Consider the following 13,139-nt stretch of genomic DNA (forward strand, 5'->3'; position numbering starts at 1 on the left):
GCGGAATCGGCAGTATCGAGGGGCTGGATGCGGACATCCAGCCCCTCGATCCCGGTGTTGATGCGGGTCAGCGCTGGACTGCTCCGAACCGTTCTGCGGCGACGGCGACGGCGGCCTCACGGGCCTCCGATGCCTCATCGGCCGTCAGCGTGCGGTCCGTGGCGCGGAATCGCAACCCGAAAGCAAGCGACTTCTTGCCGTCTTCGATGCCTTGGCCAGCGTAGACATCGAACAATGCGACGTCCTCAAGCAGTTCGCCTGCGCCTTCCCGGAGGGCGGCCAAGACGGCGTCCGCTGGAATGTCCCGCGGCACCACAAGGGCGACGTCCTGCGTGGCCACGGGGAATCCGGAAATGTGCTTGGCAACAATCACATCGGGGGCGACCTCGAAGATCGCGTCCGCGTTCAGCTCGAGCGCGACGGAGCGGGCTGGCATGTCGTGGGCAGCAAGGAGCTTCGGGTGCAGTTCGCCGGCGTAGCCCACGATGTCGCCGGAGCGGAGCGCCAATTGGGCGGCACGGCCCGGATGGAACGCTTGGTGGCTGCCTTGGCTGACCACGAGCTCCACGCCAAGGACGTCGCCGATGAGCCGGGCCACATCGAGGGCGTCCGCCCAATCCCAGGCACGCGGCGTGTGGGCCGCGGCAGCCGGGGAATCATGGCCGGTCAAAACAGCGGCGATGTGCAGCGGCTGGTCCGGGACGCCGTCGTACAGTCCATCAAGCACCTCGTCGGAAGGCTTGACGCCCAACGGCGGAATGGACGCCGTGCCCAGCTGCCCGTCGGGAAGGAACACCGAGCCGGCCTCGAAGAGGGCAAGATCGCGGAACCCGCGGGAGTGGTTGCGGCGGGCCACCTCGATCAAGCCTGGAAGCACGGAGGTACGCAGGTAGCCGTGTTCTTCGCTGATCGGGTTGGCCAGTTTCAGGCCGGTGCGCGCCCCGCCTTCCTCGGCCACGCCAAAGGTGTCATTGGCAGACTTGGAGACGAACGGGTACGAGAGGACCTCTGTCAGCCCAGCGTCCGCCAAGGCCTGGACCACGCGGCGTTTCTGCTGCTGGGTCCGGGTCAAGCCGCGGCCGGGAGGGGCCACAGGCAAGGTGGCCGGGATGTTATCGTAGCCAACCAGCCTCGCGATTTCCTCGGAGAGGTCTTCCTTGGTTTCCAGGTCATTGCGCCAGCTCGGAGCGGTGACTGAGTAGGAGCCGTTCGCATCGTCCTTGAGAACAATGGCGCCCAGGTCCTTCAGGGAGCCGGTGATCTGTTCTTCCGTGAAGTCGATGCCGATCCGGGAGGCCGCGTAGCCCGCCGGCAGATCGATCGTCACGGCGTCCGGAGCAGTCCCGACGTCGGTACCGGCTTCGTCAGCAGTCCCGCCCGCCAATTCAACCAGCAGGTCAACGACGCGCTGGGCGGCGATATTGGCAACCTGCCAATCGACGCCACGCTCAAAGCGCTTGGAAGCCTCTGACGGCAGCTTGTGCCGGCGACGGGACCGTGCAATCGAAACCTCGTCGAAGTGTGCGGCCTCGACCAGGATGTTGGTGGTCGAATCGGAGACCTCGGTGTTGGCCCCGCCCATGACGCCGGCGATGCCGATTGCCCCGGAGTCGTCCGTTATCAGGAGGTCTTCGACGTCGAGCACACGCACTTTATCATCAAGGGTGGTGATCCTCTCCCCTGCCACGGCGCGGCGGACCACGATGTCGCCCGAGAGCTTGTCGAGGTCATAGCAGTGGTTCGGCTGGCCGAGTTCGAGCATCACGTAGTTGGAGATGTCCACCGGCAGCGAAATGGAGCGGATCCCGGCCAAACGCAGCCGTGAAACCATCCATGGCGGCGTGGGACGGGTGGCGTCCACGCCACGGACCGTGCGGGCCACGAAGCGGTCGCAACCAGGCTTGCCGTAGATGGGAGCATCGTCGTTGAGCTTGACGCCGTAGCCGCCCTGCAGGGAAGCCGGAGCGGCGACCTTGGCGGCCGGGTCCGTGAAGACGGTCCCGGTGGCATGGGCATATTCGCGGGCGACGCCACGAATCGAGAACGCATAGCCGCGGTCCGGAGTGACGTTGATTTCCGCGGCTTCGTCGTAGAGACCCAGCAGCGTCATGGCGTCAGTGCCGATTTCGGGATCCAGGCCGATGCGGGAGAGCACCAAGATGCCGTCGTGGTCCTCGCCAATGCCGAGTTCACGTACGGAGGCGATCATGCCTGCGGACAGGTGCCCGTAAGTCTTGCGCGCGGAAATGTGGAACTCACCCGGGAGCACGGCGCCCGGGAGGGTCACAACTACCTTGTCTCCCTCGACAAAGTTGTGGGCACCGCAAATGATGCCCTGCACGCCGGAGGGGTCGATGCCCTTGCCGGTGAGGGTCTGCTCCTGCCCTTCGGGGACCACGCGGACCTGGCACCAGTTAATGGTCTTGCCGTTGCTCTGCGGTTCCTTGACCAGGCTCAGGACCTGGCCCACCACAATGGGACCCTTGAGTTCGTCCGTGGGGCGGTGGACGGCTTCTTCTTCAAAACCGACCTTGACGAGCTCCGCCATGACGTCTTCGGCCGTGGCGTCGGCCGGAACCTGCGCGAATTCACGCAGCCATGAAAGTGGGATACGCACTGTTAGATCTCCATCCCGAAGTGCTCGCTGAAACGTACATCGCCTTCGATCATGTCGCGCATATCGCCGACCTCGTTGCGGAACATGAGCGTGCGCTCGATGCCCATGCCGAAGGCGAAACCTGAATACTCGTCCGGGTCGATGCCGGCAGCGCGCAGGACGTTGGGATTGACCATGCCGCAGCCGCCCCATTCGATCCAGCGGGGGCCGCCCTTGGCACCGGGGTGCCAAATGTCCAGCTCCGCTGAAGGCTCGGTGAACGGGAAGTAGTTGGGACGCAGGCGGATCTGTGCCTCGTCGCCGAACATCTGCCGGGCGAAGTGCTCCAAGGTGCCGCGGAGGTCCGCCATGCTCAGCTTCTTGTCGATGGCCAGGCCTTCGAACTGGTGGAACACGGGCGTGTGGGTGGCATCGAGTTCATCGGTGCGGAACACCTTGCCGGGGCACAGCACGTAAATTGGCACTTCGCGTTCCAGCATGGACCGGACCTGCACCGGGGAGGTGTGCGTGCGCATGAGCAGGTGCGCCTCGGGAGGTTCCACGAAGAAGGTGTCCTGCATTTCGCGGGCCGGGTGGTCCGGCTTGAAGTTGAGGGCGTCAAAGTTGAACCACTCGGATTCGACCTCCGGGCCCTCGGCGATTTCCCAGCCCATGCCGACGAAAATGTCCGCCACTCGGTCCTGCAGCGTGGACAACGGGTGGCGCGCACCGGCGCGGCGTCGCCGCGGCGCTGCCGTGACGTCCACTGTTTCCTCCACGAGGATACGGGCGTCGTTTTCGGCTTCGAGCACGGTGGTCCGTGCTGCGAGCGCCTGGTTGACGCGGCCACGGGAAGAACCCATGAGCTTGCCTGCAGCGGCCTTCTGTTCCTTGGCCAGGCCCCCGATTTCACGGTTGGCAAGGCTCAAAGGTGACTTCTCGCCGGTGTGCGCCAGGCGGACGGCTTTGAGTTCTTCGAGGGAGGATGCAGCGGCAATCGCGGAAACTGCTTCCTCAACGGCAGCGGTGATGGCAGCTTCATCCAGAGGGTTCGGGATGGCAGCGCCCGGCAAAGTGTCAGTCATCTACTGTTCTTAGCTACGAGTCGGAAATGGTCTTCACCAGGCGGGGCCATGGCAAAGGCAGGAGCAGTGCTCGCCAGACGCGTCCGGCGGGCACTAACCCCCAGTCTAGTTGAAGGCTTCGGCTGGGATTTAACCCGTGACCCCGTCTCATCGTTTCATCGCCGCCCGGGGCTAGCATGGCCTCATGACACCCGGTGAGCGGCTTCGCCAGATCGCCAACGCCTTGAACCTCTCCACCCTTCCGGGCGTGATGATTGCCCGCGCCGCCAACGCGCCGCGGACCCGCGGACCGAGGGGACTCATCATCGCCAGCGGCTACGGCTGGACCCTGCCCAAGGCAGCGGCATTCACCGTGGGCAATGTGGTCTTGTTCCGCGCGGGGTCGGCGAGCGCGGGAACGGACCCTGTTCTGCTGGGTCACGAAGAGCGGCACAGCACGCAGTACGCCTATTGCCTGGGGTTGCCATTCCTGCCGTTGTATCTGCTCTGCGCAATCTGGTCCCTCCTCCGGACGGGCAACCCCGGCACCCGGAACTTCTTCGAGAGGCAGGCCGGATTGGCTGCGGGTGGCTACCCCGGCAAACAGATTCCAGTCCGCCCAACGCACCAGCGAAACGAGGCACAACAATGACCCGCACCATCACTGTCACCGGGGAGGGAACAGCTGAAGCCGTTCCCGATCTTCTCACGCTGACGCTCGCCGTCGAGGTCAGGCGCGATGCCGCCGGAGCGGCCTATGACGACGCCGGAGAGGTCGCCTCCGCGGTGACGGGCGCGCTGCGCGGGAACGGGGTAGCGGAGCGTGACCTGCGGACCAGCGGCCTCAATCTGCGGGCAGAGCTCGTCTGGGCCGAAAACCAAGGGCAAAAGGTCACTGGGTATGTTGCATCAACCACCTTGGTTGCCCGGGTCAGCCCGCCTTCAGCGGCCCCCGCAGCCATATCCGCTGCAGTCGCCGCGGGTGGCGACAGCCTCCGCATCAATGGGATCGAACAAGGATTCACGGATTCCTCCGCCGTTGCAGCGCTGGCACAGGAGGCCGCGTGGCGGGAGGCCGAGGCGAAAGCCGCCCGGTTTGCCGCACTCGCCGGCGCGCGGCTGGGACAAGTACTGTCTATCGATCAGCGGCCGGAACACGGATCGCCCGTGCCGATGATGGGCGACATGAAGCGCGCCTTTGCCACCCAGGGTGTGGCCATCGAGGCAGGATCCGTGGCAGTTTCGGCGAACGTGGCGGTGCAATGGGAGCTGGAGTCTGCGGAGTTCGGCGCTGGCTGATCCAGCATTCTTTGCTGGCGGCGCCAGCCTAGTGAACGGCTCCTGCGGACAGCTTCGCGTCCACAGAAGTCGCGAGGGCAGTGCGCACGACGACGGCGATCCCCTCGCCCATGTCCCGGACCGACATCGCCCGCGCCGCCACGGCCGGCGCGGCACTCCCCTGCGGGAGGTGGGCTTCGTCGTAGGGAACGTGGATGAAGCCGCCCCGCGCACCGGCCGCACCTTCGGCATTTGAGAGTTCGTGCATCAGGGCATAGAACACGTGGTTGCAGACATACGTCCCGGCTGTCTGCGAGACTTCCGCGCGGATTCCGGCGATCTGCAACGCTCGAAGCGCGGACTTCACCGGCAGGGTACTGAAGTACGCTGCAGGACCTGCCGGAATGACAGGTTCGTCGATGGGCTGGTTTCCTGCATTGTCCGGAATCCTGGCGTCATCGACGTTGATGGCCACGCGCTCCAGGGAGAGCCGGTCCCGTCCAGCGGCGAGACCCGCACAGATGACCAGTTCAGGACGCAGCCGCCCCACGGCCTCGCGGAGGACCGCAGCGGACTCACCGAAAACGCACGGTAGCTCAAGCGCCTCCACCTCATGTCCTTCAGCGCGCAGGACTTCCTGCGCTACCAGGACTGCAGCCCACGAGGGGTTGCTCGAGTCGCCGCCAAAAGGCTCGAATCCTGTCAGCAGAATCATGGATCCACCCTAGCAACAGCCGTCCCCGCTTCGAGGCCCCGGCTCCGATCTTTCAGCAGGCCTTGACAACCGTTCGAACATATATTCGAATGGAGCCCATGAGATGGGACGCACAGGCACTTTCACCACAACGTGGTCCGGCACCCGGAGACAACAGCAACAGCGTTCCGTCCGGAGCCGCCCCAGCTTCGGATGCCCTGCTGCCGCTGGCCGGGCTTGTGCGTTCCATCTCAACCCCCGAGTTCTCCGGAGTCACCTTTCATGAGGTCACCGCCAAATCGGTGCTCAACAAGGTGGCGTCCGGTTCCCAGATGCCTTTCGAATGGACCGTCAACCCTTACCGTGGATGCAGCCACGCCTGCGTGTACTGCTTCGCGCGCAAAAGCCACACGTATCTGGACTTCGACGCCGGTCACGATTTCGATTCGCAAGTGATAGTGAAGATCAACGCGGCGGAGGTCTTGCGCAAGGAACTGTCCAAGCCGTCATGGGGGCACCATCATGTCGCCCTGGGCACCAACACGGATCCATACCAGCGCGCCGAGGGCCGTTACCAACTCATGCCCGGAATCATCCGGGCACTGGCCGATTCCGGGACGCCGCTCTCCATCCTCACCAAGGGAACCCTCATGGGCCGCGACATCCCCCTGCTTAAGCACGCTTCCAGTCAGGTACCCGTGGATTTGGGCATCTCCTTGGCCATGACCGACGAAACCCTCGCCTCGGCCGTCGAACCGGGCACGCCCGCACCACGCGCCAGGCTCAAACTCATCCGCCGGCTGCGCGAGGCGGGTTTGCCCTGCGGAGTCATGGCCATGCCCATCCTGCCGTGGCTAACCGACAGCGACGACGCCTTGGAGTCACTCTTCACGGCCCTGTCCGAGGCCGGTGCCACCGGAGTGACCGCCGGAGCGTTGTATCTGAAGCCGGGCACCCGTGAATGGTTCATGCAGTGGCTGGCGTCCAATCATCCCGGCCTCGTCGGCAAGTATCGGCGTCTCTATGGCCAAGGCTCGTATGCGTCAAAGGAATACAGGACCTGGTTGAGCGGCCGCATCAATTACTTCAAGGCTCGTCACGGCTTTTCAGGGAGCAGCGGTTTCAGCCACCGGAACGCAGCTGCCAGCAGGGAAAAGCCAGCGCCCCTTCCACCCTCTCCTTTTCCAACAACGGGCCAGTCGACGCTTTTCTAGCCGAGCAGTCCTGAATCCGCCTGTTCCAGCAGGGCCTGGACAATCGGCAGGTCAGCGGGAATCCAGGGCAACGCGAACGCCTCGTCGCCGTTGCCGAGGGGGACCCAGCGGAGTTCATCGTGGTCCTGGAGCGGACGCGGTTCGCCGTCGAGCAGTTCAGCGAACCATACCCTCATCACGGCCCGCTCATTCAGCGGCCACCCAGCACCGTCGTCCGCGACCACTTCGGCACCGAGCCGGACAGTGACCCCAAGTTCTTCGATCAGTTCCCGGTGCAGCGCGTCCTCGAAGGACTCCCCGGCTTCGAGCTTGCCGCCGGGGAACTCCCACATTCCAGCGAATTGCGGCGGAGCGCTGCGCCTGGCGACCAACAGCCGGCTCGGGTTTTCAAGGGAATCGACGACGGCGGCGCCCGCCACACTTATCAGTCCAGTCACCGCAACAGTCTATTGGCCGTCAGGCCAAGCATCTTGCCTATGGAAGTGGTCACATACAGGGACATTCGCATGGGTCTCGCACTAAGCTTGAAAGTCGGATTTAATCCCGTTCGTGCGGCGCCCAGCTCATCCCCAAGAAACAGGACAATGACCACCACTGCAGTCAGCAAGACCTCCCAAAAGGCCGGAAGCCGCCACATGGCACTGGCCATCTTTGCCCTCGCCATGGGTGGATTCGCTATCGGGACCACGGAGTTCACCATGATGGGCTTGCTCAAGGAGATCGAGCAGGGACTCAACATCAGCACTCCCGAGGCCGGCAATCTGATTTCCGCTTATGCCTTGGGCGTCGTGGTGGGCGCACCGATCTTCGCGGCACTTGGCGCCCGCCTCCCCCGAAAGCAACTTGCCTTGGGGCTCATGCTGTTCCTGTCCATAGCCAACCTGACGTCCTTCCTTGCCCCGGACTACGGAACCATGGTGATCACGAGGTTTGCCTCGGGCCTGCCCCACGGCGCCTTCTTCGGGATCGCTGCAGTCATCGCTGCGAGCCTGGTTGCGCCCACCAAGCGTGGGTGGGCGATTTCGATGGTCATGGGCGGGCTCACCATCGCCAACGTCATCGGCGTTCCCGCGGCCACCTGGCTTGGTCAGACCTTCGGCTGGCGACTGCTCTTTGTGATGGTCGGCGTCATCGGCCTGGCCACTAGTGTGCTGCTGTGGAAGTTCGTCCCCTTTGAACCTGCCCACCCCGAGGCGAGCATTCGCCGGGAACTTGGCGCCCTCAAGCGCATCCAAGTGTGGCTGGCATTGCTGATCGGAATCATCGGTTTTGGCGGGTTCTTCGCCACCTATACGTACATCGCCCACACCATGACATCCGTGGCCGGCATCCCGCAGTCGCTGATACCCCTAGTGGTGGCCCTCTACGGACTCGGTATGGTGGCAGGAAACATTCTGGGCGGCCGGATCGCCGACAAGTCCGTCATGGGGACCATCTATCGGGTTCTTCCCGCCATCGCACTGGCCCTGGTGGTCTACGCCATCGCGGCCCACTGGGCGTGGTCTGCATTCGTCATGGTGTTCATCGTGGGCGGCATCGGCTCCATGCTCATTCCGCCCCTGCAGACGCGGCTCCTCGACGCTTCGCCGGACGCACCGTCGCTGGCTTCTTCCCTCAACCATTCTGCACTCAACATCGCCAACGCCCTTGGCGCTTTCCTTGGCGGCGTGGTCATCGCTTGGGGTTGGGGCTACGTGGCTCCGGCCCTCGTTGGTGCTGTCCTGGCAGTCCTGGGCCTCGGCGTCGCAAGCATCAGCGGCTGGTTGGAACGAAAAAGGCCACTGGCGGCATAGTGCTGCCTTCGCGTGCTTGGCTACGCGACGAAAGCGCATCATCCTCCCCACCGCTGCCCTCGCCTCGCAAGCTCAGCCAGGGAACCTGCGCGGCGTGGGCCCATGCATGCTCGCTCCTTCGTTGCTTAGACGCATGCTGCCGGATAACGCGCCCCCGCCCCTGTGCTGCTCAGACCTGGACGCGCTCCACGTCCGGTTCAAGGTAGATGACCCGGGCGATCGGCACCGCAGTGCGGATCCTGAGTTCGGCGTCGTCGATCGCTTTGGCAATCGCCTGGCCGGTATCTGCCGCGCCCACGCTGATCTTCGCAGCGACCAGCAACTCCTCCGGGCCCAAGTGCATGGTCTTGAGGTGGATAATGCGGGTGCCATCGGACTCAATGGCTTCCGTGATGCGCGCGTTGTCCTCTCTGGTGGCCGATTCGCCGAGCAGCAAGGACTTGGTCTCCACGGCAAGCACCACGGCGATTCCCACAAGAAGCAGCCCGATCATTCCTGTGCCCGCGGCGTCCCACAGGCCGTTGCCCGTGATGAGGGTCAGGCTCACGCCGAACAGCGCGAAAACGAGGCCCAGGAGAGCTCCGAAGTCCTCGAGGAGGATCACGGGCAATTCCGGTTGCTTGGCGTTGCGGATGAACTTGATCCAACTCTGCTTGCCGCGCAAGGGATTGGATTCGTGGATTGCAGTGCGGAACGAGAAGGATTCCGCCACAATGGCACCCAGCAGCACGGCGAGCGGCACCCACCAGAAATCGCCTTCAATGGCATGCGGGTGCTGGAATTTCTCCCAGGATTCGTAGAGGGCAAAAAGACCGCCCACGCTGAATAGCACGATCGAGACGATGAAGGCGTAAATATAGCGCTCACGGCCATAGCCAAACGGGTGTTCTGGACTTGCGGCCCGCTGCGCCCGCTTCCCGCCAAGCAGCAGGAGCAACTGGTTGCCGGAGTCGGCTACGGAGTGGATTGCCTCGGCCAACATGGACGACGACATCGTTAGGACGAAAGCGACGAACTTGAGCACAGCAATCGCCAGGTTGGCACTCAATGCCGCCACGATTGCCTTGGTACCGCCATTTGCAGCCACGAAAGCTCCACCTCTTCTTCGGTTCAGGGGATGTGAGTGAATCGACAGGAACGGACCCCGGGATCGCATCCCTGCAAGCATTTACCGTACCTATAGCGAAATTGTCAGGAACCTTGTTGAGAGCGCGCGCTGGCGTAAAGGCAAACAGTAGCGGCAGTGCCGAGGTTCAAACTTTCAGCCGAGCCGTAGACGGGCACCGCAACACGATGGTCTGCGAGTGCCAGCTCGGAGTCTGATAGTCCTTGCGCTTCGTTGCCGAACAACCAGGCCGTCGGGGCCTCAAGTGCGTAGTCAGAAGGAGTTGCCGACGCGCCCAGGCGGCGTGCCGCGTTCTCATCCTGAAGTTTATCCAGATTGAGGGTGCCGTAGCCGTCCGCGGCCAGGATCCCGATGCCACGCTCCTTGCAGAGGGCCACGAGCTCCTCGACGTCTGCTCCCAGGACAACCGGCAAATGGAAGAGCGAGCCCGCGGTGGAGCGCACAGCCTTCGGATTGTAAATATCCACGCTCGAGGCCGTCAGCACCACTGCATCCGCCCCTGCAGCATCGGCAGCCCGAAGCACTGTTCCCGCGTTGCCGGGGTCCCGTACCTGGCACATGACGGCGATCAGCCGAGGACCGGCGTCGAGCACTGATTCAAGGCTCACATCCACAAAACCGCAGACGGCCACAATGCCCTGGGGGTTGACCGTGTCCGCCATGGCGGCCAGCACATCGTCATTCGCCAGGCGCAAGGCAACGCCATCGGCGAGCTCGGCCAGTTCCGGAAGCCGGTCCAGGCAGCTTTCGCTTGCGTAGACTTCGTGTACAACGCCGGTCTGCCCCGCCGCTGTCCGCTCCCGATGCAGGACCAGTGCCTCGCGAACAGCCTGGGGGCCCTCCGCGAGGAACCTGCCCCGCTTTAAACGGGCCGGGCGCCCTGCAAGCTTTGCGACATCCTTCACCCGATCGGCTCGGGGGTTGGACATCGGAAATTCTTGCGGGCGCCCGGTTTCGTTCATATACAGAACTTTAGTGGCAGTTGCCACTGTCCCATGAACTGAGGCTACGCGTGCTACTCAGCAGCTTCAGCGGCCGGCTTCTTCGCAGCCTTGGCCTTGGGAGCCTTGGCAGCGGGCTCTTCCTCGGACACGGAGGCCTTGACTGCCGGAGCAGCCTTGGTAGCCGCGGAAGTCTTGGCGGCAGCCTTCGGAGCAGCCTCGGCCTTGGCGGCCGGGGCGGAGGTGTCGGCAGGCAGGGAGTCCTTGGCGACCTTGACGAGCGCAGCAAAAGCGTTGGCGTCGGAAACGGCCAGCTCTGCCAGCATGCGGCGGTCAACCTCTACCTCAGCAGCCTTCAGGCCCTGGATGAGGCGGTTGTAGGTCAGGCCGTTGGCGCGGGACGCAGCGTTGATACGCTGGATCCAGAGGCGACGGAAGTCACCCTTCTTCTTGCGGCGGTCGCCATAGCTGTACACAAACGAGTGCAGCAGCTGCTCTTTTGCCTTGCGGTACAGGCGAGACCGCTGACCGCGGTAACCCTTGGCCCGTTCAAGGACAACCCGACGCTTCTTGTGGGCGTTTACCGCCCGCTTCACACGTGCCACGTGCGTACTCCTTCAAAATTCTTATCCCAAGCTGCTACTGCCGGAAACCCGGCCGGCCTGAGAAGGCTTTGGTGTAGTCGGCGGCTACCGGATGGCAGCAACCAGAAAACTTGGAACTTAGACGCCGAGCATCTTCTTGATGACCTTGGCATCGCCCTTGAAGACGATCTTGTCGCCGGCAAGGCGACGGGTCAGGGTGGAGGACTTGTGCTCCAGGTAGTGGCGGCGATTGGCCTGCTGACGCTTCAGCTTGCCGGTACCGGTCAGCTTGAAGCGCTTCTTAGCACCACTGTGGGTCTTCATCTTCGGCATGGGAACCGATCTCCTTACGTGTCCACAGACTGGGTCTGCAGTTCTTTCGTGCAACCACCCCATAGGGGGTGGCCGCTGCTTTCTTGCCGGGCGGAGGGGGCACCTCCTGCGGCGTGACTAGTTGGTCTTGCGTGCCGCAGGCTTCGGAGCAGCTTTGGGGGCTGCCGGTCGAGCTGCAGGCTTCGGAACCGCGGGCTTCGCCATCGGCTTCGGCATTGGTGTAGCAGCAGGCTTGGGAGCAGCCGGTACAACAGGCTTCGGAGCTGCCTGCTCCGGAGCCTTTGCCAGCGCCGGTGCGGCCGCCGGCGCTGCTTCAACTACGGGAGCCTCTTCGACAACCGGCGTCTCTTCAACTACGGGAGCCTCTTCGACAACCGGCGTCTCTTCAACTATGGGAGCTTCGCCAACCGGCGTCTCTTCAACTATGGGAGCTTCGCCAACCGGCGTCTCTTCAACGGCTTCCTCAACAGCAGGAGCTGCCTCTTCAGCTTCGGCAACCTCGGCGTCAACAGATTCCGGCACGGTTACTTCTGCCGCCGTTTCCTCGGCCTGGGCTTCCTCAGCCTGGGTCAAGAGTTCCGCCGGAAGCAGGTCCGCAAGGGACTGCGTCAAGGGAGCATCCTCGCCTGAAACGTCGATCCGGCCGGCAGCCTTCGCTTCGTTCTGGGCTTTGGCTTCTGCGCGCTGCGCCGCACGGCGGGCCTCGGCCTTGGCCTCGGCCTTGTTCTTCAGCGGGCCGATCACCATGACCATGTTGCGGCCATCGATGCGCGGGCTGGACTCAATCACGCCAACTTCGGCAACGTCCTCGGCGAATCGCTGCAACAGGCGGATGCCCATTTCGGGGCGCTGCTGCTCACGTCCGCGGAACTGGATCATGGCCTTTACCTTGTCACCGGCACCCAGGAAGCGAAGCGCGTGGCCGCGCTTGGTCTCGTAGTCGTGGGTATCGATCTTCAGGCGGAAGCGGATTTCCTTCAGAACCGTGTTGGTCTGGTTCTTGCGGGCCTCACGGGCTTTAACAGCGGCTTCGTACTTGTACTTGCCGAAGTCCATCAGCTTGCACACCGGAGGCTTGGCCTGCGGTGCAACTTCAACGAGATCCAGATCAGCCTCGGCAGCAAGACGCAGGGCGTCCTCGATACGGACGATTCCAACCTGTTCGCCGGCGGGGCCGACCAAACGCACCTCGGGGACGCGGATACGCTCATTGATTCTTGGCTCGCTAATGTCAAAGCTCCTGTTGTTGTGATGAGTATTCCACCGGCAAATAGAGAAGGCCCCCAATTGCTGGCGCAATCGAAGGCCTCGAAAGATCGGATACGGCCCCTCCATGGAGGCGTTCGCACCATCCAAGGCTTACCTTGAACGGTGTCCGACCAGGTACCCGGCAACTTACATCCCCGAAGGGAAACGGCTGACGCGGGTGGGAGAGAACTCCGCTTGCAAACTGAAAACCAATTCTACAGAAATCGTCCGCCAACCGCACATTTACGATGGGTGGCCGAATACTGCG

General features: G+C 63.5%; 13 protein-coding genes. 4 read left to right on the plus strand and 9 right to left on the minus strand.

From position 1 onward, the window contains the following. Positions 1-67: 67 nt before the first annotated feature. A complete protein-coding gene (pheT, locus tag HNP00_RS02840; protein ID WP_184735733.1) occupies positions 68-2,617 on the minus strand; it encodes a phenylalanine--tRNA ligase subunit beta in 2,550 nt (849 codons plus the stop codon). 2 nt (positions 2,618-2,619) lie between these two features. Further along, on the minus strand, positions 2,620-3,681 hold the full coding sequence (pheS, locus tag HNP00_RS02845) for a phenylalanine--tRNA ligase subunit alpha (protein WP_184735736.1): 1,062 nt from the start codon (positions 3,679-3,681) through the stop codon (positions 2,620-2,622). Between the two features lie 184 nt (positions 3,682-3,865). On the opposite strand from pheS, the gene HNP00_RS02850 reads away from it, so the two are divergent. Both HNP00_RS02850 and HNP00_RS02855 read left to right on the plus strand, forming a co-directional pair. Then, entirely contained in the window at positions 3,866-4,312 is a 447-nt protein-coding gene (locus HNP00_RS02850) for a hypothetical protein (RefSeq protein WP_184735738.1), read from the plus strand. Then, complete coding sequence (locus HNP00_RS02855; protein WP_184735741.1) at positions 4,309-4,959, plus strand: SIMPL domain-containing protein; 651 nt, start codon at positions 4,309-4,311, stop codon at positions 4,957-4,959. The genes HNP00_RS02850 and HNP00_RS02855 overlap by 4 nt, the downstream gene beginning before the upstream one ends. Before the next feature lie 28 nt (positions 4,960-4,987). Here the strand turns inward: HNP00_RS02855 and pcp are convergent, their stop codons facing one another. Next, positions 4,988-5,653, minus strand: a complete 666-nt coding sequence (gene pcp, locus HNP00_RS02860) for a pyroglutamyl-peptidase I (RefSeq protein WP_184735743.1) — start codon at positions 5,651-5,653, stop codon at positions 4,988-4,990. 98 nt (positions 5,654-5,751) lie between these two features. Here pcp and HNP00_RS02865 point away from each other — a divergent pair, with 98 nt between their 5' ends. Continuing rightward, the gene (locus HNP00_RS02865) at positions 5,752-6,846 is read left to right on the plus strand and encodes an Rv2578c family radical SAM protein (RefSeq protein WP_184735745.1); all 1,095 of its coding nucleotides are present in this window, start codon (positions 5,752-5,754) and stop codon (positions 6,844-6,846) included. Here HNP00_RS02865 and HNP00_RS02870 read toward each other — a convergent pair. Then, positions 6,843-7,283, minus strand: coding sequence for a (deoxy)nucleoside triphosphate pyrophosphohydrolase (locus tag HNP00_RS02870; protein WP_184735747.1), 441 nt, complete (start codon positions 7,281-7,283; stop codon positions 6,843-6,845). The genes HNP00_RS02865 and HNP00_RS02870 overlap by 4 nt on opposite strands. 147 nt (positions 7,284-7,430) lie before the next feature. Between HNP00_RS02870 and HNP00_RS02875 the strand changes: the two genes are divergently transcribed. Next, positions 7,431-8,639: an MFS transporter gene (locus HNP00_RS02875; RefSeq protein ID WP_184735749.1), complete on the plus strand. Its 1,209-nt coding sequence runs from the start codon at positions 7,431-7,433 to the stop codon at positions 8,637-8,639. Positions 8,640-8,808: 169 nt separating this feature from the next. Here the strand turns inward: HNP00_RS02875 and HNP00_RS02880 are convergent, their stop codons facing one another. From HNP00_RS02880 to infC, 5 genes are all read right to left on the minus strand, one after another. Next, on the minus strand, positions 8,809-9,726 hold the full coding sequence (locus HNP00_RS02880; RefSeq protein WP_184735751.1) for a cation diffusion facilitator family transporter: 918 nt from the start codon (positions 9,724-9,726) through the stop codon (positions 8,809-8,811). A 104-nt stretch (positions 9,727-9,830) separates the two neighbouring features. After that, positions 9,831-10,727 (minus strand): RNA methyltransferase, encoded by an 897-nt coding sequence (locus tag HNP00_RS02885; RefSeq protein WP_184735753.1) that lies wholly within the window; start codon positions 10,725-10,727, stop codon positions 9,831-9,833. A gap of 53 nt (positions 10,728-10,780) precedes the next feature. After that, positions 10,781-11,311: a 50S ribosomal protein L20 gene (gene rplT / locus HNP00_RS02890; RefSeq protein WP_184735755.1), complete on the minus strand. Its 531-nt coding sequence runs from the start codon at positions 11,309-11,311 to the stop codon at positions 10,781-10,783. A gap of 117 nt (positions 11,312-11,428) precedes the next feature. Beyond that, the gene (gene rpmI / locus HNP00_RS02895; protein WP_059387794.1) at positions 11,429-11,623 is read right to left on the minus strand and encodes a 50S ribosomal protein L35; all 195 of its coding nucleotides are present in this window, start codon (positions 11,621-11,623) and stop codon (positions 11,429-11,431) included. A gap of 117 nt (positions 11,624-11,740) precedes the next feature. Further along, positions 11,741-12,811, minus strand: a complete 1,071-nt coding sequence (gene infC, locus HNP00_RS02900) for a translation initiation factor IF-3 (RefSeq protein WP_395893774.1) — start codon at positions 12,809-12,811, stop codon at positions 11,741-11,743. Positions 12,812-13,139 lie beyond the last annotated feature (328 nt).

Source organism: Arthrobacter sp. AZCC_0090 (assembly GCF_014207375.1).
GTDB lineage: Bacteria > Actinomycetota > Actinomycetes > Actinomycetales > Micrococcaceae > Arthrobacter.